This window comes from Amycolatopsis sp. M39 (assembly GCF_001651785.1).
In the GTDB taxonomy this organism is placed as follows: Bacteria; Actinomycetota; Actinomycetes; order Mycobacteriales; family Pseudonocardiaceae; genus Amycolatopsis; species Amycolatopsis rubida.
This window is the reverse complement of the sequence record NZ_LWSF01000032.1, coordinates 110,163-130,597: the sequence shown is the minus strand read 5'-3', so window position 1 is coordinate 130,597 and position 20,435 is coordinate 110,163. Positions and strand designations below refer to the sequence as shown.

At 70.7% G+C, this 20,435-nt stretch carries 18 protein-coding genes; 11 read left to right on the top strand and 7 right to left on the bottom strand.

Annotated elements, in window-relative coordinates; all coding sequences use genetic code 11:
- Positions 1 to 243: 243 nt before the first annotated feature.
- The 3 genes from A4R44_RS40455 to A4R44_RS40445 are packed head-to-tail and all read left to right on the top strand — an operon-like array spanning position 244 to position 3,577.
- Positions 244 to 1,908 carry an amidohydrolase gene (locus A4R44_RS40455; RefSeq protein WP_067593412.1) on the top strand — a complete coding sequence of 555 codons (1,665 nt, stop codon included), beginning with the start codon at positions 244 to 246 and terminating at the stop codon, positions 1,906 to 1,908.
- The gene (locus tag A4R44_RS40450) at positions 1,905 to 2,144 is read left to right on the top strand and encodes a DUF3311 domain-containing protein (RefSeq protein WP_067593409.1); all 240 of its coding nucleotides are present in this window, start codon (positions 1,905 to 1,907) and stop codon (positions 2,142 to 2,144) included. The genes A4R44_RS40455 and A4R44_RS40450 overlap by 4 nt, the downstream gene beginning before the upstream one ends.
- Positions 2,138 to 3,577 carry a sodium:solute symporter gene (locus A4R44_RS40445; protein WP_067593406.1) on the top strand — a complete coding sequence of 480 codons (1,440 nt, stop codon included), beginning with the start codon at positions 2,138 to 2,140 and terminating at the stop codon, positions 3,575 to 3,577. The genes A4R44_RS40450 and A4R44_RS40445 overlap by 7 nt, the downstream gene beginning before the upstream one ends.
- Positions 3,578 to 3,620: 43 nt before the next feature.
- Here A4R44_RS40445 and A4R44_RS40440 read toward each other — a convergent pair whose 3' ends face one another.
- The 3 genes from A4R44_RS40440 to A4R44_RS40430 are packed head-to-tail and all read right to left on the bottom strand — an operon-like array spanning position 3,621 to position 7,094.
- Positions 3,621 to 5,294, bottom strand: a complete 1,674-nt coding sequence (locus tag A4R44_RS40440; RefSeq protein ID WP_067593403.1) for a cobalt chelatase — start codon at positions 5,292 to 5,294, stop codon at positions 3,621 to 3,623.
- Positions 5,291 to 6,235: an AAA family ATPase gene (locus A4R44_RS40435; RefSeq protein ID WP_067593400.1), complete on the bottom strand. Its 945-nt coding sequence runs from the start codon at positions 6,233 to 6,235 to the stop codon at positions 5,291 to 5,293. Before A4R44_RS40435 ends, A4R44_RS40440 begins: the two co-directional genes overlap by 4 nt.
- A gap of 13 nt (positions 6,236 to 6,248) precedes the next feature.
- Positions 6,249 to 7,094: an IclR family transcriptional regulator gene (locus tag A4R44_RS40430; protein WP_067593397.1), complete on the bottom strand. Its 846-nt coding sequence runs from the start codon at positions 7,092 to 7,094 to the stop codon at positions 6,249 to 6,251.
- A gap of 145 nt (positions 7,095 to 7,239) precedes the next feature.
- Between A4R44_RS40430 and xsc the strand changes: the two genes are divergently transcribed.
- From xsc to A4R44_RS40405, 5 genes are all read left to right on the top strand, one after another.
- Entirely contained in the window at positions 7,240 to 9,048 is a 1,809-nt protein-coding gene (gene xsc, locus A4R44_RS40425; protein ID WP_067593394.1) for a sulfoacetaldehyde acetyltransferase, read from the top strand.
- A gap of 208 nt (positions 9,049 to 9,256) precedes the next feature.
- Complete coding sequence (locus A4R44_RS40420; protein ID WP_067593391.1) at positions 9,257 to 10,621, top strand: aspartate aminotransferase family protein; 1,365 nt, start codon at positions 9,257 to 9,259, stop codon at positions 10,619 to 10,621.
- 295 nt (positions 10,622 to 10,916) lie between these two features.
- Positions 10,917 to 12,281 carry an amino acid permease gene (locus A4R44_RS40415; RefSeq protein ID WP_202506672.1) on the top strand — a complete coding sequence of 455 codons (1,365 nt, stop codon included), beginning with the start codon at positions 10,917 to 10,919 and terminating at the stop codon, positions 12,279 to 12,281.
- Positions 12,282 to 12,409: 128 nt separating this feature from the next.
- The gene (locus tag A4R44_RS40410) at positions 12,410 to 13,156 is read left to right on the top strand and encodes a sulfite exporter TauE/SafE family protein (protein ID WP_067593385.1); all 747 of its coding nucleotides are present in this window, start codon (positions 12,410 to 12,412) and stop codon (positions 13,154 to 13,156) included.
- Positions 13,153 to 13,872 (top strand): sulfite exporter TauE/SafE family protein, encoded by a 720-nt coding sequence (locus A4R44_RS40405; RefSeq protein WP_067593383.1) that lies wholly within the window; start codon positions 13,153 to 13,155, stop codon positions 13,870 to 13,872. Before A4R44_RS40410 ends, A4R44_RS40405 begins: the two co-directional genes overlap by 4 nt.
- A gap of 82 nt (positions 13,873 to 13,954) precedes the next feature.
- Here A4R44_RS40405 and A4R44_RS40400 read toward each other — a convergent pair whose 3' ends face one another.
- The 4 genes from A4R44_RS40400 to rfbH all read right to left on the bottom strand — a co-directional run bounded on the left by A4R44_RS40400 (position 13,955) and on the right by rfbH (position 17,735).
- Positions 13,955 to 14,377: an SgcJ/EcaC family oxidoreductase gene (locus tag A4R44_RS40400; RefSeq protein ID WP_067593380.1), complete on the bottom strand. Its 423-nt coding sequence runs from the start codon at positions 14,375 to 14,377 to the stop codon at positions 13,955 to 13,957.
- 28 nt (positions 14,378 to 14,405) lie between these two features.
- Positions 14,406 to 15,587, bottom strand: coding sequence for an acyl-CoA dehydrogenase family protein (locus A4R44_RS40395; RefSeq protein ID WP_304456056.1), 1,182 nt, complete (start codon positions 15,585 to 15,587; stop codon positions 14,406 to 14,408).
- 76 nt (positions 15,588 to 15,663) lie between these two features.
- Positions 15,664 to 16,428, bottom strand: coding sequence for a class I SAM-dependent methyltransferase (locus A4R44_RS40390; protein ID WP_067593456.1), 765 nt, complete (start codon positions 16,426 to 16,428; stop codon positions 15,664 to 15,666).
- A gap of 5 nt (positions 16,429 to 16,433) precedes the next feature.
- Positions 16,434 to 17,735, bottom strand: coding sequence for a lipopolysaccharide biosynthesis protein RfbH (rfbH, locus tag A4R44_RS40385; RefSeq protein WP_067593372.1), 1,302 nt, complete (start codon positions 17,733 to 17,735; stop codon positions 16,434 to 16,436).
- A gap of 177 nt (positions 17,736 to 17,912) precedes the next feature.
- Between rfbH and A4R44_RS40380 the strand changes: the two genes are divergently transcribed.
- The 3 genes from A4R44_RS40380 to A4R44_RS40370 are packed head-to-tail and all read left to right on the top strand — an operon-like array spanning position 17,913 to position 20,307.
- Entirely contained in the window at positions 17,913 to 18,455 is a 543-nt protein-coding gene (locus A4R44_RS40380) for an NUDIX domain-containing protein (protein ID WP_067593368.1), read from the top strand.
- Positions 18,452 to 19,585, top strand: a complete 1,134-nt coding sequence (locus A4R44_RS40375; RefSeq protein ID WP_067593366.1) for a DegT/DnrJ/EryC1/StrS family aminotransferase — start codon at positions 18,452 to 18,454, stop codon at positions 19,583 to 19,585. The genes A4R44_RS40380 and A4R44_RS40375 overlap by 4 nt, the downstream gene beginning before the upstream one ends.
- Positions 19,582 to 20,307, top strand: a complete 726-nt coding sequence (locus A4R44_RS40370) for a trans-aconitate 2-methyltransferase (RefSeq protein WP_067593363.1) — start codon at positions 19,582 to 19,584, stop codon at positions 20,305 to 20,307. Before A4R44_RS40375 ends, A4R44_RS40370 begins: the two co-directional genes overlap by 4 nt.
- Positions 20,308 to 20,435: the final 128 nt, after the last annotated feature.

The window sequence follows — 20,435 nt, the reverse complement described above, 5'->3', positions numbered from 1 at the left end:
ATCGGGCGGTTGTGTGCAAGCTGCCGTGTAACACACGGATTCAGCGACTGACCACGCGGGTTTCGAAACACCCTCTGAGGGAATCTGATTCCGTCAGGGTTCCCCTCACGCGCCCGAACGCGCCTGAACGCGCTGACCGGCACTGCGCTGGCGCCACGCGCGCGTCGCTTTCTGGACCTGTTCGCGGGCCGGCTCCCCCGGCACTGTCGTGGGGGCAGGACACGTGGACAAGGAGGTCCCATCGTGGGCGAACCCGCGGTATCCGCTCGTCCGGCCCCCGACCTGGTGGTGCTCGGGGGCACGGTGCTGACTCTCGACCGGGGCGGGACGCGGGCGTCCGCGCTCGCCGCCCGCGACGGCCGGATCACCCACGTCGGCGACGACCGGTCGATCGCCGCTCTCGCCGGTCCCGGAACGACAGTGCTCGACCTGGCCGGGCGCACCGTGATACCGGGCTTCGTGGAGTCGCACAACCATCCGTCGTTCTTCGGCATGGCGCTGGCCGCCCCGGTCGACGCCGGAAGCCCGCCCAACGACCGGATCAGCGATATCGCCGGCCGCGTCCGGCAGGCGGCGCGCGAGTTCGGCCCCGGCGAATGGATCAAGGGTTTCCGTTACGACGACACGCTTCTCGCCGACAACCGGCATCCCGTCCGGCACGACCTGGACCCGGCTTCTCCGCACAACCCGGTCCTGCTCACCCACGTGACCGGGCACTTCAGCGTGGCGAATTCCGCCGCGCTGCGAGCCGTCGGCATCACCGCGGCCACGCCCGACCCGCCCGGCGGCGTCATCGCCCGCGACGAACGCGGCGAACCGACCGGCCTCCTCATCGAGACCGCGGCGTTCCTGGTCAACTCCGCGATGCCCGCGCAAGGCCCCGGCGAACTGGCCGCGGCACTCCAGCTCGCCGACGCCGAGTATCTGCGCAACGGCGTCACTTCGGTGCACGACACCGGAATCGGCCTGATCGGCGGCGAACAGGAACTCGCCGCCTACCGGATGCTGACCCGCGCCGGAAAGCTGCGCACCCGCGTCCACGGCTACCTCTTCCACACCCTCCTGCCCGGCCTCGCCGAGGGCGCCCCCGAATCGCCGGACCCGTCCAACCCGGACGGCTTCACCATGAACGGCATCAAGATCGTCGCGGACGGCTCGATCCAGGGCCGCACCGGCTGCCTGGCCGAGGGCTACACCTGCGACCCCGGCGAGCACGGCATGATGCTGCTCGAACCGGACGACCTGTCCCGCCGCATCGCCGCGCTCGACGCCGCCGGCTGGCAGGTCGCGGTGCACGGCAACGGCGATGCCGCGATCGACGCCATCATCGACGGCTACGCCCGGCTCGGCGCGCCCGAAGGCACCGGCCGCCGCCACCGCATCGAACACTGCCAGACCGCCCGCGAGGACCAGCTCGACCGGATGGCCGAAAACGGCATCGCCGCTTCGTTCTTCATCAAGCACGTCTACTACTGGGGCGACCGGCACCGGGACGTTTTCCTCGGCCCGGAACGCGCTCGCCGGATCAGCCCGCTCGCGTCGGCCCGCTCCCGCGGAATCCGCTTCGGACTCCACTCCGACACCCCGGTCACCCCGGTGCCGCCGCTGGAAGGCATCTGGTGCGCCGTCGCCCGGCAAACCAGCTCCGGCCAGCTCCTCGGCCCGGAACAGGCGATCGACGTCGAAGCCGCCTTGCGCGGTTACACCATCGACGCCGCGTACCTGGCTGGCGAGGAGACCGTGAAGGGCAGTCTCGAAATCGGCAAGCTCGCCGATCTCGTCGTGCTGTCCGGGGACCCGACCACAGGGGACCCGAACCGGATCCGGGACCTGACCGTCGACGCCACGGTGATCGGCGGACGGCTGGTCTGGCAACGCGATCCGGTACCGGCCGGAGGCGACCGATGATCCGGAGCTGGCCGAGCCTGTGCGTCGGGCTCGGCGTCCCCGCGGTCGCGATCCTCGGCGGAATCCCGCTGGCGGCGGGCTCGCCCGCGACCGTCGCCGGGTTCCCGCTGGTGTTCTTCTGGATGTTCCTCTGCTTCCCGCTGACCACCCTGTGCCTGTGGATCAGCTGGCGGTTCTTCGACCGCGAGCACTATCCGGCGGACAAGCCTCCGGCGAAGGAGGACCAGCCATGCTGATTCTCATCGTCGCGGTCGTGATGGGGCTGTCGATCCTGCTGGCGCTGTGGGCGGGCCGCTCGGCGCGCGGCGGCGGGATCTCCGAGTTCCTGGTCGGCGGCCGCTCGTTCCCGCCGTGGCTGCTGTACTTCCTGGCGGTCGGCGAGGTGTACAGCATCGGCACGATGATCGGCTTCCCGAGCGGCATCTACGCCCACGGCGCGAGCTACGGGATCTGGTTCCTCGGCTACATCCTGCTCGCCTACTCGCTGGGCTACTTCCTCGCCCCGCTGGTCTGGCGCGCGGCGCGCAAGCACGACGCGATGACCGTCCCGGACGTCTTCGGCCGCCACTACGGCAGCCGGACGCTGGAGCTGATCACCTGCGTGACGATGCTGATCGCGCTCGTGCCGTGGGGCCAGTACCAGTTCATCGGCCTGCAAGTGGTGCTGAGCAACCTCGGGCTGAACCTGACGCCCGTGCAGTGCGTCATCCTGGCCGGGATCATCGCGTTCGCCTACATCGCCGTGTCCGGCATCCGCTCCCCCGCGTTCGTGTCGATCCTCAAGGACGCGTTCATGCTGCTCGGCGTGGTGCTCGTCGGCCTCGCCGCGGTGCTGGTCGCCGGCGGGACGTCCGGGGTCACCGGGCCGGCGGCGCTGGCCAGGGCGCAAACCACGATGGGCGGCCAGGACCTCTGGTTCGCGATGACCACGATCCTGTTCCAGAGCGTGGTCTTCTACCTCGGCTTCGGCGGCGCGTACGTGTTCCCGGCGCGCTCCGAGCGGGCGGTGAAGAGTTCGACGGTGTGGATGCCGCTGTACATGCTCATCTACCCGTTCCTCGTCTTCGCCGCCTACTACGGCCTCAAGCAGCACCCCGGGCTGAAGAACCCGAACACGGTCTTCATGGTGACCGCGAAAGGCCTTCTCCCGGAACCGGTTCTGGGTCTCGTGGCGGCCGGCGCCGCGTTGTCCGGCGTGCTGGTGCTGTCCGCGACGGCGTTGGCGATCGGCGGCATGGTCAGCCGCAACCTGGCCCCGAACGTCCGGCCCGCGGCGCAACGGCGCTGGACGGTCGTGGCGGTGGCGGTGTTCCTGGTGCTCGCCGCCGTGCTCACGCTGACCGCCTCGACGCTGATGCTCACCGTGCTGAACCTGACCTACAACCTGCTGGCCCAGGTCGTCCCAGGCTGGCTGGCGATCCTGTTCGCCCGGCGGGTGCGCACGGCCGCGATCGCGACCGGCATGGTGGTCGGCGTGGTGACCGCGGTCGTCCTGTACGCCACCGGCGTGACGCTCGGCGGCCTCAACACCGGTCTGGTGTCGATGGGCGTGAACCTGCTGATCGTGTTCGGCTGGAGCCTGCTCGCTCCCGGCCGGCGACGGTCGCCCATCGCCTTGGAGAGCGGCACAGGGGTGGCAGCGAGCCCGGCCGCGGCAGCCGCGCGCTGAGGGTGTCGTGAGTGTCTATGCCGGTGAGAACCGGCATAGACACTCACGACACCAGTCCGAGGATCTCACGAAACGTCCGGAATCCCGTATCACCCTCGGCCTCCACCACCACACTGCGGCGGTAGTACGCGCTGAGGTCGAGACCGACCCCGATGCCATACACCTCCGTGTCGCTCCGCTCCAGCCCGTCAGCCACCTGCACCAGATGGCGATCAAGGTAACGCTCCTCATTGGCCAGCGCGGTCGCGCCGTCCATCGGACTTCCGTCCGACAGCACGAAAACCAGCCGCCGCCGAGCCTCCCATCCCCGTGCCCGTTCAGCCGCCCACGCCACCGCCTCGCCGTCGACGCCCTCGCGGAACAGATCGGCCTTGAGCAACGCCGCGACGTCCCGCCGCGCGCGCCGCCACGGTGTCGCCGCGTCCTTGAACACCAGGTGCCGACGCTCGTTGAGCCGCCCTGGCTGCTTCGGCCGCCCGGCACGCATCCAGTCCCGCCGCGCCCGGCCGCCGTGCCAGGCACCCGTCGTGAAGCCGAGGATTTCGCAACCGGCCCCGGCGAGATCGAGCGCGCGAGCGAACAGATCGACCAGCACCGCGACGGTTTCCCGGTGCGCCTTCATCGAACCGGAGCAGTCGATCAGGAAGGTCACCAGCACGTCGGCGACCGGTTCGGTCCGCTCGACCCGGAACACCCGACGGTCCGCAGGCGTCGCGATCAACCGCGCGAGGGCCCGGCCGTCGATCTGGCCCTCCTCCTGCGCACCGTCCCAGCCGGACCGCTCCGGCTCGGCGAGCACCGCCGTGAGTTCCCGCGCGAGCCGGGCCACGTTGACGCCCTGCTTCGCCACCCGGGCGTCAAGCCGTTCGCGCAACTCGCGCAGCAATTCCGGCCGCACCAACGGTCCCACCCGGTCCTCGCGGTCGTAGTCGGTGGTGAAAACCCGATACGACCCGGCCGCCACCGGCCCGTCCTGGTCGCCGAGACCCGCGGCACCGCCTTCCTCGCCGCCGGTTTCGTCGTCGAAATCCAGCAGCAGCGCGTACGCCGCGGTGTCTTCTTCGTCCTCGGAATCTTCGGGCCTCTCCGGCTCCAGCAGCCCGGCGACCGTCTCGGCCAGCGCCCGCGCATGCTCCGCGAACGCCGCCTGATCAGCCCGGTTCCGCCGGAGCCCGGCCAGCTGCGCACCGAGCATCGGCGCGATCGCCGCACGGGTCGCCTCGATCAGGTCCTCGGTCTCTTCCACGACCGGCTCGCCGGTGATCCGCGCCCGCGCCACCTGCGCGACGGTGTAAAGCAGCACCCCGCGCGCGGTCTCGGTCAGTCCATTGTGGTGCGCCGAGAGCGACCAGCGTTCGTGCCGCCGCCGCACATTCGCCGTCACGCCCGGAAAACCAGCCGGAACCAGCGACTCCACCCGGAACTGCTCCAGCAGCTCGAACAGCAGCCGCTCGACACCGCCGTCCGGCCGCAACCGCTTGTGCAGCTCCCGATCGGACCGGCTCAGATGCAGCGCCATCCCGTCCGCCGCACCGCGGAAGGACTGCACGTCCTCGTCCGCCGAGCGCAAATGCGGCGCGGGCGCCGGAGCCGGACGGGTGCCGCGATGCAAGCGCCCGCCCCGGAAATGCGCGTCCGGCACCCCGCTGACCGCCCGGATCGCCGCCGCGGACAGCTCCTCGACCTGCTGGCGCCGCCGGGTCTCGGGCGTGCTCACGCCGCGGCCAGCTCCAGGTCGAAGCAGCGCTGGAAGTACTCGGCGACGACCGGGCGTTCGGCCTCGTCGCATTTGTTGAGGAAGGTCAGCCGGAACGCGAGCGCCGGATCGCCGAAGATCTCGCAGTTCTCCGCCCACGTGATGACCGTGCGCGGCGACATCAGCGCGGACAGGTCGCCGGCCCGGAACCCCTCGCGGGTCAGCCCGGCGACCGCCACCATCGCTTCGGCGAACTGCTCGGTCGTCCGCGGCACGCGCGCCCGCACGATCGCGGCTTCCTCTTCCGGCGCCAGGTAGTCGAGCGCGGCGACGATGTTCCACCGGTCGATCTGCGCGTGGTTGAGCCGCTGAACGCCGTGGTAGAGCCCGTTGAGATTGCCCAGCCCCACGGTGTTGGCCGTGGCGAACAGCCGGAAACCCGGATGCGGGCGCAGCACGGTGTTGCTGTCGATCAGGGTGAACCTGCCGTCCCGTTCGAGCAGCCGCTGGATGACGAACATGACGTCCGGCCGCCCCGCGTCGTACTCGTCGAGGATCAGCGCGGTCGGCCGCCGCAGCGACCACGGCAGGATGCCCTCGCGGAACTCGGTGACCTGCTTGCCTTCGCGCAGCACCACCGCGTCCTTGCCGACGAGGTCGAGCCTGCTGAGGTGCCCGTCGAGGTTCACCCGCAGGCACGGCCAGTTCAGCCGCGCCGCGACCTGCTCGACGTGCGTGGACTTGCCGGTGCCGTGCAGTCCCTGCACGAGCACGCGCCGGTTGTGCGCGAACCCGGCCAGCAAGGCGAGCGTCACGTCCGGGTTGAACCGGTAGGCCGGATCGATCTCGGGCACGTGCTCGTCCGGCTCGGAGAAGGCCGGGACCATCAGGTTCGAGTCGATGCCGAACGCGTCGCGCACGGCGATCCGGGCGTCGGGGCCGTTGCCGCACAACGGGTTCATCAGGGGACCTCCGTCAGGACGGGATGCTGTCGGCGTCGTCGGCCGATCCCTCGGCCTCGACGTCCTTGATCGCTTCGGCGGCCCGCTGCAACGCGGGAAGCGCCTGCAAAGCCTTGTCGGCGGTGAGCCGCATGACCGGGGCCTGCACCGCCACCGCCAGATTGGACCGCCCGCTGCGGCTGGGCACCAGCACCGCCACGCAGACGAGCCCGGGCAGGAATTCCTCGTCGTCGAGGGCGAATCCGTCGCGCCGGATCCGGGCGAACTCCTCTTCCAGCGCGTCGAGATCGGTGACTGTCTTGGCGGTGTACTGCTTCAGCGGAGCGTGCGCGAGAAGCTTGCGCCGCTGCGCCGGGCTCATCTGGGACAGGATGATCTTGCCGCTGGCCGAGCAGTGGATCGGCACGCGCGAGCCCGGCCGCAGGTAGAACCGCAGCGGTTCGGGGGTTTCGACACGGTCGAGGTAGACGATCTCGCTGCCGGACAGCGCGGTGATGTTGCAGCTCTCCCCCAGCTCGTCGACCAGATGGCTGAGCACCGCGCGCCGCGCGCCGTGGTGCGTCGCGTTGAGCAGCAGGTTCTCCGCGAGGCGGCGCAGCCGGTCGCCGGTGCCGTAATGCCGTCCGTCGGCCTGGCGCACGAGCAGGCCCGCGCCTTCCAGCTGCTGCAGCATCCGGTGCAGCGTCGGCTTCGGCAGGCCGGTCTCCTCGACCAGGCTCTGCAGCGTCACCAGCTGGTCCTTCGCCGCGATCAGCTCAAGCAGCGCGAACAGCCGCATGGTCGGGGTGTCTCCGTCGAGGCCCGCGCCGTCCGGCTCGCGCACGAGTTCCACGGCGCTGGTCTTCCGCAACTCACTCACGTTCCGAAAAGTAGCACATCCTGTCTCGTTTTCCAGCAACTTCCGGTTGACCTCCCGTGCGCGGCGTCCTATCGTCCGTCGTGTTCAACTTTTACGAACCTCACGTACCGAAAACCAAGACTTTCAGCGTCGAAGGAGTTCAACCATGGCGGAGAGGAAGACGGGCGACGGCCGCACCGTCGTCAGCGGGACGGCGAAGATGACCCCGTCGGAGGCCTTCGTCGAGACGATGGTGGCCAACGGCGTCACCGACATCTTCGGCATCATGGGCTCGGCCTTCATGGACGCGATGGACATCTTCGCGCCGGCCGGCATCCGGCTCGTCCCGGTCGTGCACGAGCAGGGCGCCGCGCACATGGCCGACGGCTACGCCCGGGTCAGCGGGCGCCACGGCGTCGTGATCGGGCAGAACGGCCCCGGCATCAGCAACTGCGTCACCGCGATCGCGGCGGCGTTCTGGGCGCACAGCCCGGTCGTGATGATCACGCCGGAGGCGGGCACCATGGGCACCGGGCTGGGCGGCTTCCAGGAGGCCAACCAGCTGCCCATGTTCCAGGAGTTCACCAAGTACCAGGCGCACGTCAACAACCCGAAGCGGATGGCCGAGTACACCGCGCGGGCCTTCGACCGGGCGCACGCGGAACTCGGCCCGACCCAGCTGAACATCCCGCGCGACTTCTTCTACGGCGAGATCGAGACCGAGATCCCCGAGCCGCAGCGGCTGGACCGCGGCCCCGGCGGCGACAAGAGCCTCGCCCAGGCCGCCGAGCTGCTGGCGAGTGCCGAGTTCCCGGTCGTCATCGCCGGCGGCGGGGTCGTCATGTCCGACGGCGTCGAGGAGGCCAAGGCGCTCGCGGAACGCCTCGGCGCGCCGGTCGTCAACAGCTACCAGCACAACGACAGCTTCCCGGCCAGCCACCCGCAGTGGTGCGGCCCGCTCGGCTACCAGGGCTCCAAGGCCGCGATGAAGCTCATCTCGCAGGCGGACGTGGTGATCGCGCTCGGCACCCGGCTCGGGCCGTTCGGCACCCTGCCGCAGCACGGCATGGACTACTGGCCGAAGAACGCGAAGATCATCCAGATCGACGCGGACCACAAGATGCTCGGCCTGGTCAAGAAGATCACCGTCGGCATCTGCGGCGACGCGAAGGCCGCCGCCGCGGCGCTGACCGAGCGTCTCGCGGACCGCACTCTCGCCTGCGACGCCACCCGCGGCGAGCGCGCCGGCCGCACCAAGGCCGAGAAGGACGCGTGGGAGGAAGAACTCTCCGCGTGGACCCACGAGAAGGACCCCTACTCCCTCGACATGATCGCCGAGCAGGAGGGCGAGGAAGGCAACTGGCTGCACCCGCGCCAGGTCCTGCGCGAGCTGGAGAAGGCCATGCCGCCGCGGGTGATGGTCTCCACGGACATCGGCAACATCAACTCCGTGGCGCACAGCTACCTGCGCTTCGAGGAGCCGCGGTCCTTCTTCGCGCCGATGTCCTTCGGCAACTGCGGTTACGCGCTGCCGACCATCATCGGCGCCAAGGCCGCCGCGATGGACCGGCCGGCGATCGCGTACGCCGGCGACGGCGCGTGGGGCATGAGCATGGGCGAGATCATGACCGCGGTGCGGCACGACATCCCGGTCACCGCCGTCGTGTTCCACAACCGCCAGTGGGGCGCGGAAAAGAAGAACCAGGTCGACTTCTACGACCGTCGTTTCGTCGCGGGCGAACTGGAAAGCGAGAGCTTCGCCGGCATCGCGCAGGCGATGGGCGCGGACGGCATCGTCGTGGACAAGCTCGAGGACGTCGGCCCGGCGCTGCAGAAGGCTGTGGACGCGCAGATGAACGAGGGCCGCACGACGGTCATCGAGATCATGTGCACCCGCGAGCTTGGCGACCCGTTCCGCCGCGACGCGCTGTCGAAGCCGGTGCGGTTCCTGGAGAAGTACCAGGACTACGTCTGATCCCCTCGTGCGGGTTCAGCACGGTTCTCCCCGTGCTGAACCCGCACGGCCCCTGCCCGGCCGAGCCCTCATGCCCGGCCGGGCTTCTCACGTCCCGCCCCTCGCATCTGGCCCCCGTGATCGGCCTCTTTCTGGCTCTGGGCGTGGACCAGAAAGATTGCGATCGTCGACACATTCCCGTTCTCGCACACACTCAGGAGGTCGCCAGGTGAACGTCACGGAGCTGCGGGCCACTGCCCGCCGACACCTCGGGCCGCACTTCACGCGCAAGGACACCTGGCAGAGCGACTTCCCGGTGTTCGTCCGCGGCGAGGGCAGCTACCTCGTCGACACCGAGGGCCGCCGTCACCTCGACGGTCTCGCCGGGCTGTTCTGCGTCAACATGGGCCACGGCCGCGCGGACATCGCCAAGGCCGCGGCCGAGCAGGCCGGCACCCTCGCCTACGCCAGCAACTGGGGCTCGGCGCACCCGCCGTCGATCGAGGCCGCCCGGATCATCGCCGACCTCGCCCCCGGCGACCTCGGCACCACGTTCTTCGTGAACTCCGGTTCGGAGGCGGTCGAGACCGCGCTGAAGTTCGTCCGGCAGTACCACCGCAGCCAGGGCGCCCCGGAGCGGACGAAGATCATCAGCCGCGAAATGGCCTACCACGGAACGACCATGGGCGCGCTGTCGGTGACCGGCCTGCCGAAGATCAAGGAGCCGTTCGGCCCGCTGCTGCCGGGCATCCGGCACGTCCCGAACACCCTCGGTTTCACCGGCGACCGCGGCCCGGCCGACCAGCTGGACTGCGTCCGCGCGATCGAGGCGGTCATCCTCGAAGAGGGACCGGAGACGGTCGCCGCGGTCTTCGCCGAGCCGGTCCAGAACGGCCGGGGCGCACTCGTCCCGCCGGAGGGCTACTGGCCTGCCCTGCGGGCGCTGTGCGACAAGTACGGCATCCTGCTCGTTTCGGACGAGGTCATCTGCTCCTTCGGCCGCCTCGGCCACTTCTTCGGCCACGGCCTCACCGGTGTGGTACCGGACCTGATCACCTTCGCCAAGGGCTCCACCTCGGGCTACGCCCCGCTCGGCGGCGTGATCGTGCGCGAGCAGCTGGTCACCGAGCTGTACGACTCCCCGAAGGGCGGCGTGTTCACCCACGGCGCGACCTGGGGCGGCCACCCGGTGTCGACGGCCGTCGCGGTCGCCAACATCAGCGCCATGCGCGACGAAAAGGTGCCCGAGCACGTCCTCGCCGAGGGCCCGAAGCTGCACGCCGCGCTGGAGTCGCTGAAGGACGCGCACCGCTGCGTCAAGGACGTCCGCGGCACCGGGTTCTTCTACGCGATCGAGCTGATGGCCGACCGCGACGGCGGCCGCGAGCTGACCGATGAGGAGTCGCTGACGGTGTTGCGGGAAGTCCTGCCGGAGTCGTTCCGCCGCACCGGAGTCATCCTCCGCGGCGACGACCGCGGCGCGACCATGCTCATGGTTTCGCCCCCGCTGGTGGCCGGCACGGACGTGCTCGACGAGCTGCTGCACGGCATCGACGGCATGCTCACCGACGTGGAGAAGGCGATCCAGCCCTGAGGGATAGCACCGGCGGGCGCTGGGTACCTCGTGGTGAACGGGGCACCCGGCGCCCGTCGTGCTGTCCGGGACCGGCGCGTTCTGGTCCCAGAGCATCGGCGGTATCTGGCTCTCGCGGAGGGGCCTGTTCCTTTCTACGGTGACGGGAACCACACAGCAGCTCTCAGCGACATCGCGGCGGCGGCCGGCGCGGGGACATCGAGGTCCCCCGGCGCCGCCGGAAGGAGGAGACGTGGGTTCTGCACCGGAAACAGCCGCCGAGAGCGGTCTCAAACCGGGCCTCAAGCAACGCCACATGAATCTGATCGCACTGGGCGGCGTGATCGGCGCCGGCCTGTTCGTCGGAAGCGGCGTGGTCATCCAGTCGGCCGGGCCCGCGGCGGTGGTCTCGTTCTTCATCGCCGGGCTGATCACCGTGCTCATCATGCGGATGCTGGCCGAAATGACCGTCGCGCGGCCCGCGCTCGGCTCGTTCTACGTCTACGCCAGGGAAGCGATGGGCAACCGCGCGGGCTTCACCGTCGGCTGGATGTACTGGTACTTCTTCGTGATCGTGGTCGCCGTCGAAGCGGTCGCCGGCGGCCGGATCCTGCAACTGTGGCTGCCGAACGTGCCCCTGTGGGTGCTCAGTCTCGGATTGCTCCTGCTGCTGACCGCCACGAACCTGGTCTCCGCGCGTTCTTACGGCGAATTCGAATACTGGTTCTCCTCGATCAAGGTCATCGCGATCCTGGTGTTCCTGGTGGTCGGCGCCCTGTACCTGTTCGGCGTCTGGCCCGGCGCCCACGGCGGCTTGGGCAACCTGGTCTCCCACGGCGGTTTCGCCCCCATGGGCATCGGCGCGGTACTGGCCGCGGTCGTCCCGTGCGTCGGCTTCTACACCGGTGCCGAGATCGTCACGATCGCCGCCGCCGAGTCCGCCGAACCGCGTCGCGCGATCGCGAAAGCCATGCGCTCCATTGTGTTCCGCGTGGTCCTGTTCTACGTCGGTTCGGTCTTCGTCGTGGTCGCGGTGAAGGCATGGAACGCCCCGGACACCGCCGTCAGCCCGTACGCCGCGGTCCTCGACGTCCTGGGCATCCCCGCGGTGGCGACGATCATGAACGCCATCGTCCTGACGGCCGTGCTCTCCTGCCTGAACTCGGCCCTGTACACGTCCTCGCGGATGCTGTTCGCCCTGACCCGCAACGGCGACGCCCCGAAGATGTTCACCAAACTGTCCCGCAGCGGCGTCCCCCGCCGAGCCATCATCGCCGGGACTGTCATCGGGTACGTCTCCGTCATCGCGGCGTACACCTCGCCGAACCTGATCTTCCAGTTCCTGGTGAACTCCTACGGCGCGGTCGCGCTCTTCGTGTACCTGGCCATCGCGCTGGCCCAAGTCCGTCTGCGGAAACGCCTGCAGAACACCGATCCGGGCGCGCTGAGCCTGAAGATGTGGCTCTTCCCGTGGCTGAGCTACGCCACGATCGCCTTGATGGCGGCGGTCATCCTGGCCATGGCGTTCCTCCCGACGACCCGCTCGCAGTTCTGGCTGAGCGCGGTGACGCTGGCGCTGATCCTGATCGCGTACCAGTTCCGGAAGCGCCGCCCGGCCGGACCCGCGGCGGCGACCGAGACGGACTCCTCGCGCGGAGAGGCCGGAGTCGCCTCGACCTGACCGGTCTGGCGCCCCGCGATGCCGCGGTTCTGGACCTACCGCCGTGACCAGACGAGCCTCAAGGTGAAGCCCGTCCGCTCGTCTCAGGGAGGCCCGATGCCGCACCAGTCCCGGACCCCGGCGCTCCGATGACCTTCTGGCAGCTGCCCCCGGCGGCGATGGCGTTCGCCATCGCCGCCTTGCTGGCCGGAGGCCTGATCCGTGGCTACTCCGGCTTCGGCGCTTCCCTGGTGTGGGTGAGCTGCCTCTGCCTCGTGCTGCCGCCGCCGGCCGTGGTCCCGAGCACGCTCCTGCTGGAAGTGGCCTCCAGCGTGAGCTTGCTGCCCAAGGCCTGGCCCGACGCGCACCGCCCGTCCGTGCGCTGGCTGATCGCCGGCGCGCTGGCCGGCCTGCCGGTCGGCATCTGGTTCCTGGCTGCGCTGCCGGAACGCGCGACCAGGCTGACCGTCGGGCTGGCGGTCGGAATCTCCGCACTGGCCCTCGCCTTCAGCCGGCGAACCCGTCGCCTGCCCGGCCGCGGCGCGTGCACCGGGATGGGCGCCGCGTTCGGAATTCTCAACGGCGCCTGCGGAATGGGCGGCCCGCCCGTCGTCCTGATGTACCTGGCGTCCCCGCTGCCGGTGGCGGTGAACCGCGCGAGCCTGGTCGTCTTCTTCCTGGCCGCCGACTCGATGACCGTCGCCACCGCCGGCGCCGGCGGCCTGCTCGCCGGCGACGTCCTCCTGCAGACCGCGCTGTTCCTCCCCATCGCCCTCGCCGGGGTCGCCGCCGGAAGCCTGCTGTACCGCCGCGGCGGCGGGGATGTCCGCCGGATCGTGCTCGGAATCCTCGCGGTGCTGTCGCTGGCCTTGGTAGGCCAGGCGGTCGTCGCGTGATCCTCGGCGCGCTGGCGATCGCCTTCGCGGGCTTCATCGGCGGCCTGACCGGATTCGGCGCGTCGCTGGTCGGCACTCCCCTGTTGCTGCTCATCGGATTCCCGCTGCCGCAGGTGGTCGTGATCAACCTGATCGCCACCATGATCACCAGGCTCGCCGTGCTCCACCGCGAACGGGCCCACATCGCCTGGCGCCGGGTAGCCGTCCTCGGCGCCGCGAGCCTCCCCGGCGCCGCCGCCGGAGCGCTCACCCTGCATCTGCTCCCGCCCTCGGCCCTCCGCATCCTGGCAGGCACCGTGGTCGTGCTCTCCGGCCTGCGCCTGCTGCTCCGCCCGGCCCGCGAAGCCCGCCCCGCGACGACCGTCAAGCAAACGATCGCCGGGCTGCTGGGCGGATATCTCTCCACCACGACTTCCCTCAACGGCGCACCGCCTGCCGTCCTGCTCGCCTCCGCGAAAGTCCCGCCCCGCACCTTCGTCGGCGACCTGGCGGGCTATTTCGTGGTGACCAACTGCCTGTCCCTGCTCCTCCTGGTCACCGCGGGCCAGTTCGACGGCGCCGGCCTGGGCGCCCGGCTGCCGATCCTGGTGCTGGCCGCGCTGGCCGGAAACCTCCTCGGCGGCCGCCTGATCGGCCGGATTCCGCGCACGGTGTTCGACCGGGCGATCGTCGCCCTGATCGTGACGTCGGGCGTCGTGACGATCATCAGCGCCTGAGCGCTCGGCAGAGCCGGAGGGACGCCCTTGCCGCGGCGTCGGCGCCGAGTCCGGGCATCGGCCGGAAGCCGGAGCCCCGGTGTCACCCCTGGGCGGCTCCGGCCTTGTCCCGCGGGGTGTTCTGGTACGCGGCCAGTTTCCACTCGCCCGCTTCCTTCACCGCGGTCCAGGTCGCCCGGATGGCGTTGCGCCCGGCCACTTCCGACTCGCCTGGGTAGAGGACCCCGCCCGAGGTGAGCAGGATCGCCGCGTCCGGGCTCAGGAAACGAAGGTCGACGGGCTTTCCGGTGACCTGGGTGCCGCGGTACTCGCCCGCGTAGGCGTCCTTGAGGAACACCCGGATCGCTTCGCGCCCCTTGGCGAACTGCCCGGCCAATATCATCGTCCCGTCCTCGGTGAACAGGTCGGCGAACGCGTCGCCGTCGTGGTAGGCCCAGGCGGCCGTGACCCGCTGGGTCAGCGAGGCGATCGCGGCCTTGTCGGCGTCGGTCCCGGTGCTGGTCATCGTGCTCGTCCTCCCGTTGCTCGGATGGTCAGATGTAGAGCGTGTTCGGCTCCAGGCCGCACAGGACCCGGCCGTAAAGCTCGTTGTTGGTGTCCGGGTGCATCAGGGCGTGCTGGTTGATCGCCTGGACGTCGCGCGCGATCCGCTGGATCGGCACGTCCAGGAAAATGGAGGAACCGCCGCTGGCGTTGGCGAAAATGTCCACCGCCTCCCGGCCCAGCGCGACCACGGCGCCGAGGTCGGCGCGCGCCCGGGCTCGTTCTTCCAGCTTCCACGGGGCGTTCTCCGCGCCCTTGCCGTCCACCAGGGCCGCCAGGCGGTGCGCGTGGAACTCGGCCTGGTCCAGTTTGAGCGTCGCGGCCGCGACCTGGTGGTGGGTCAGCGGCGCGGCGCTCTGGCTGTCGTAGTCGGTGTAGGTGATCTTCCGGTCGGGCAGGCGCCGGCGGAACGTGTCCCGGGCGCCCCGGGCCAACCCGAGCACCGTGCCCACCGACGAGGCCGAAGCGACCGGCAGCAGCGGCGCGCGGAACATCGGCAGCTCGGAGTTGCGCGCCGACGCGTACTGGCCCTGCAGGACGGCGGGCAGCGGCAGGACGCGTTCGCTCGGCACGAAAACGCCCCTGGCCACCGTGCTGACGCTGCCCGAGCCGCGCAGGCCCGAAGTGTGCCAGTCGTCGACGACCAGCAGATCGGACATCGGCGCCACGGCCATGACCGGGTACGGCTCGCCTTCAGGCTCGACCAGCACGGCGATGATCACTTGCCACTGCGCGTGGCGGGCGCCGCTGATGAAGCCCCACTTGCCGTCGACGACGACGCCGCCGCCGACCGGTTTGGCCATCGCGGTCGGGCTCAGCGTTCCGCACACCCGCACGTCGCCGTTGCCGAAAACCTCGTCTTGCACCTCGTCCGGGAAAAGGCCGGCCATCCAGGTCGTGATCCAGCAGACCGAGGCGGTCCAGGCCGTCGCGCCGTCCGCGGCGCCCAGCTCGGCGGCCACGTCGACCAGCGTGCGGGTGTCCGCCTCGAAGCCGCCGTAGCGCCGGGGCACGCGCAGCCGGAACAACCCGGCGTCGGCGACCGCGTCGACCACGTCGTCGTGCAGCTGCCGGTTTTCGTCATGCCACACCGCGTGTTCGCGCAGCAGCGGGGCCAGTTCGGCGGCGCCGCGGACGAGCTGTTCTCGGGCCGCTTCTCGGGTGGTCGACACCATTTCTCCTCACGGTGAGGGGCTCGTGTTCCCCGGGCTGGTGCGCGCCGGCGGTTGCCCGGCGCGAATCTGTTCTTCAGGGTCGCAACGGCGCCCGGCCCGCGGCGTCCTCCCGATTGCGCGCGGGGTTCGCGCGCGGCCGGGCCACGAACACGCCGCAGTACAGGACGTCGTCGACGTACTCGACGTCGCATCCGGCCGCGTCGAACGCCTGCTCGTACTCGGTGCGCGACCACAGGCCGAAGTCGTGCTCCTCGGCGAAGAACCGGATCCCGTCGTCCTCGGCGACCAGGTAGTCGATCTGCATGCGCGCCCGGTCCGCGCGGCGGGCGGTGTGCGACATCCGGGCGATCGTGCGGCCGGGAGCCTCCACCACGTCGGCAGCGACGTAGCCGTCGAGGAAGCGCTCGGCGAACCACCACGGCTCGACCAGGAGCACACCGCCCGGATTGAGGTGACCGGCCATCCGGCGGACCGCCGTGCGCAGGGCAGCGGCCGAGGGCAGATAGCCGACGACGGTGTACAGCGACACCACCGCGTCGAACCGGCGGCCCAGGTCGAGCTCGCACATGTCGCCCACGTGCACCGCGGCGCCGGGCGCCTTCGCCGCGGCGATCGCGGCCATAGCCGGGGACAGGTCGACGCCCTCGGCGTGCCGGAACTCCTTCGCCAGCGTGGCCAGGTGCCCGCCGGTGCCGCAGCCGACGTCGAGCACGCTGTCCGCCGAGGGCGCCAGCCGCCGGATCGTCTCCGCGACCCACCGGGCCTCGCCGGGGTAGTCCTTGCCCCGGCCGTTCTCGTACACCAGGTCCCAGACCCCGGCCAGGTCCTCCTCGAACACCGCCCTCACCGGGCCCGCACGAACTCGTTGAGGGAGGCGGCGACGTAGTCGACCATCTCGTCGGACAGCCCCGGGTACACGCCGACCCAGAACGACTGCTCGGTGATCACGTCGCTCGCCGTCAGGTCGCCGGCGACCCGGTAGCGGACGCCCTGGTAGGCCGGCTGCCGGATCAGGTTGCCCGCGAACATCTGGCGGGTGCCGATCTTCCGGTCCTCCAGGAACCGGATCAGCTCCCGCCTCGCGAACGGCGCGCCGGGTTCGACGGTGACCGCGAAGCCGAACCAGCTCGGGTCGCTGCCCGGGGTGGCCTCGGGCAGGATCAGGTGCGGCGCGCCGTCCAGCGCGTGGCGCAGCCGGCGCCAGTTGCGCCGCCGCACCGAGGTGAAGTAGTCCAGTTTGGACAGCTGGGACAGGCCGAGCGCGGCCTGCAGGTCGGTGGTTTTCAGGTTGTAGCCGACATGCGAGTAGATGTACTTGTGGTCGTAGCCCGCCGGGAGATCGCCCATCTGGCAGGCGAACCGCTTGCGGCAGGTGTCGCTCTCGCCCGGGGCGCACCAGCAGTCCCGGCCCCAGTCCCGCATGGACTCGACCACCCGCGCCAGCGACAGGTTCGCGGTCAGCACGCAGCCTCCCTCGCCCATCGTCAGGTGGTGCGCGGGGTAGAAGCTCACGGTGGCCAGGTCGCCGAAGCCGCCGGTGGCCCGGCCCCGGTAGGTCGAGCCGACCGCGTCGCAGTTGTCCTCGACGAGGAACAGTCCCCGTTCCTCGGCCAGTTCGGCCATTTCGCTTGCCTGGTAAGGGTTTCCCAGGGTGTGCGCCAGCATGATGGCACGCGTCTTCGGGCCGATGGCCGCGGCCACCCGCTCCGGCGTGGTGTTGTACGTGCCCAGTTCGACGTCGACGAAGACCGGGACGAGGCCGTTCTGCACGATCGGGTTCACCGTGGTGGGGAACCCGGCGGCCACGGTGACCACCTCGTCGCCGGGGCGCAGCGCGTGCTCCTCCAGCGTCGGCGATGTCAGCGCCGACAGGGCAAGCAGGTTGGCCGAGGACCCCGAGTTGGTCAGATGCGCCTTGCGCACGCCCAGTTTCCGGGCGAACCGCGACTCGAACACCTGCGCCTTCGCCCCGGCGGCGATGCGCAGTTCCAGCGCGGCCTCGACCAGCGCGGCGCGGTCGTCGGCGTCCAGAACCGCGCCGGAGGGCCAGATCTCGCTCACGCCGGGCACGAACGACTGGAACCGGCTCTTGTCCTGGTGGTACTTCATCACCTCGTCGAGCAACAGTTCCTTGCGGTCACCCATGTCGAATCCCTCCTGGAGCTGTCGCCGCGCCGGTGCTTCCCCGCCATCACACAACGGCGCCCGCCGCCCCGGCATCTCTTGCCCTGCGCTGGACGGGCGCGCAATCGGCAGGACGGCGGACCCGCGCGGAAGCCCTACCGTCGGTGGACGCGACGCGTGTCGAGCCGAGGAGCGCTTATGCGGTGGAAGGTGCACGGGGAACGCGAGCTCTACCACAGCGACTGGGTCCAGCTGTGCCTGTCCGAGATCGAATTCGACAGCGAGCGGAGGGAGCACCACCTGATCCGGCTGGCGCCCTCGGTCGGGATCGTGATCGTGAACGACCGGGACCAGGTGCTGATGCTGTGGCGCCACCGGTTCACCACGGACACCTGGAACTGGGAGCTGCCCGGCGGGTGGATGGAAAGCGGCGAGAGCCCGGCGAAGGCCGCCGCCCGGGAGGCCGAGGAAGAGACCGGCTGGCGGCCCCGGTCGATCCGCGAAATCGGGTATCTGCAGCCGATCGCCGGCATCACCGACGCCGAGCAGTACATCTTCCTGGCCGAGGGCGCCGACCGGATCGGGCCGCCGCCGGACGCCTACGAGTCCGACCGCGTCGCCTGGGTGCCGCTGGCGGAGGTTCCCGGCCTGATCCGGCGACGGCAGATCGTCGGCGGGGTGTCGGTCGCGGGCCTTCTCCAGCTGCTGACCGAGCGCGAACCGAGAGGAGAACAGCAATGATCAACATCTTCCAGCCGAGCCTGGGCGCGGAGGAAGTCGCCGCCGTCGCCGAGGTGTTCGAGAGCAACTGGGTCGGGAAGGGCGAGCGGACGGCCAAGTTCGAGGCCGCGTTCGCCGAGCACCTCGGCGTCGGGCAGGACCGGGTGATGACGGTCAACTCGTGCACCGAAGGCCTGTTCCTGTCGATGCAGCTGGCCGAGGTCGGCCCGGGCGACGACGTCGTCCTCCCCACGGTCAGCTTCGTCGGCGCCGGCAACGCGGTCGCCTCGCGCGGCGCCCGGCCGGTGTTCTGCGACGTCGACCCGCGCACGCTGAACCCCACCGCGGCCGACGTGGAGGCCGCGCTGACCCCGGTCACCAAAGCGGTCATCGTGCTGCACTACGGCGGCCGGGCCGGGGAAGTGGCGGAGATCGCGCGGCTGTGCCGGGAACGCGGCATCCTGCTCGTCGAGGACGCGGCCTGCGCGCCGGCGTCGCGGGTCGAGGGCCAGGCCTGCGGCACCGTCGGCGACATCGGCGTGTGGAGCTTCGACGGGGCCAAGATCCTCGTCACCGGGGACGGCGGCGTGCTCACCGCGCGCGACCCCGGTCTGGTCGAGCGCGGCCGCAAGCTGACCTACTTCGGCCTGGAGCAGGTCAGCGGGTTCTCCCAGGCCAGGCAAGCCGGCACGCGGTGGTGGGAGTTCCAGATCTCGTCGTTCTCCCGGCGGTCGGTGATGAACGACGTGCAGTCCGCCATCGGCCTGGTGCAGCTGGGCAAGCTGGGGGGCTTCGTCCGGAGGCGCCAGGAAATCGCCGACCGCTACGACCGGCGGCTGCGCGGCACTGCCGGGATCACGACCCCGCCGCCGCTGCCCGGCGGCCAGACGTCCTCGCACTACATGTACTGGATCCAGCTGGACCCGGCGCAGCGCGACCAGGTCGCCGCCGACCTGTACGCGGCCGGGATCTACACCACGTTCCGGTACGCGGCGCTGCACGCGGTGGACGCCTACGACTGGGACGGCTGGCTGCCGAACGCCGAGCACGCGGTGGCCGCCACGCTGTGTCTGCCGCTGCACCAGGCACTCGCCGACGACGACGTCGACTTCGTGGCCGACACCCTGCTGGAGTCGGTGAACGCCCGATGAGCGCGGTCTACGACGAGGACGTCAGCACGGTGTACGAAGCGTTCTACGCGGGCCGCGGCCAGGATTTCGCCGCGGACGCCGGTGTCCTCGCGGCGATCGCCCGCGCTCGCGGCCGCACGCGGTCCGTGCTGGACGTGGCCTGCGGCACCGGCGCGCACCTGCGCGGGCTGAGCGAGCACTTCGCCGATCTGGCCGGGGTGGAGCTTTCGCCGTCCATGTGCGCGGTCGCGCGGGGAAGGCTGGACGGGATCCCGGTGCACCAGGGCGACATGCGCGATTTCGACCTGGGCCGGACGTTCGACGTGGTGTGCTGCCTGACCAGTTCCCTGGGCTACATGGCCGACGAGGCCGAGCTCGCCGCCGCCTGCCGGCGCATGGCCGCGCACCTGGTTCCCGGGGGCCTGCTCGCGGTGGACCCGTGGTGGTCGCCCCAGTCCTTTCGGGACGGTCACGTCGCCGGGGACGTGGTGCGCGAGCCCGGCCGCACCATCCTGCGGCTGTCCCACTCCCGGCGGACCGGAGCCGCGGTGCGGCACCAGGCCGACTACCTGGTAGCCGGACCGGACGGGATCCGCCACCTGCGGCACGTGCAGCCGCTGCACCTCTTCACCGCCGAGCAGTACCGCACCGCGATCGAACGGGCGGGCTGCACGGCCGAACACGTCGCCGCGGACGGCGGGTTCGCCGCCCGCGGGCTGTTCCTCGGCACGAAAAAACCCTGAGCGCACAACGGAAAGGGCCGCCCGCGGGCCCTGCCCCGCACCACCGGTCAGGCCGCGGACTCGCCGACCACGCGACCAGCACCGAAACCCCGATCACCCAACGAGACAAGGCCGCCCGGAAGCCCCCG

Coding starts and splice junctions, on each gene's coding strand:
- A4R44_RS40450 (WP_067593409.1), top strand. CDS start 1,905: ATGATCCGGAGCTGGCCGAGCCTGTGCGTCGGGCTCGGCGTCCCCGCG.
- A4R44_RS40445 (WP_067593406.1), top strand. CDS start 2,138: ATGCTGATTCTCATCGTCGCGGTCGTGATGGGGCTGTCGATCCTGCTG.
- A4R44_RS40435 (WP_067593400.1), bottom strand. CDS start 6,235: ATGAACCCGTTGTGCGGCAACGGCCCCGACGCCCGGATCGCCGTGCGC.
- xsc (WP_067593394.1), top strand. CDS start 7,240: ATGGCGGAGAGGAAGACGGGCGACGGCCGCACCGTCGTCAGCGGGACG.
- A4R44_RS40415 (WP_202506672.1), top strand. CDS start 10,917: ATGAATCTGATCGCACTGGGCGGCGTGATCGGCGCCGGCCTGTTCGTC.
- A4R44_RS40410 (WP_067593385.1), top strand. CDS start 12,410: ATGACCTTCTGGCAGCTGCCCCCGGCGGCGATGGCGTTCGCCATCGCC.
- A4R44_RS40400 (WP_067593380.1), bottom strand. CDS start 14,377: ATGACCAGCACCGGGACCGACGCCGACAAGGCCGCGATCGCCTCGCTG.
- rfbH (WP_067593372.1), bottom strand. CDS start 17,735: ATGGGTGACCGCAAGGAACTGTTGCTCGACGAGGTGATGAAGTACCAC.
- A4R44_RS40380 (WP_067593368.1), top strand. CDS start 17,913: ATGCGGTGGAAGGTGCACGGGGAACGCGAGCTCTACCACAGCGACTGG.
- A4R44_RS40375 (WP_067593366.1), top strand. CDS start 18,452: ATGATCAACATCTTCCAGCCGAGCCTGGGCGCGGAGGAAGTCGCCGCC.
- A4R44_RS40370 (WP_067593363.1), top strand. CDS start 19,582: ATGAGCGCGGTCTACGACGAGGACGTCAGCACGGTGTACGAAGCGTTC.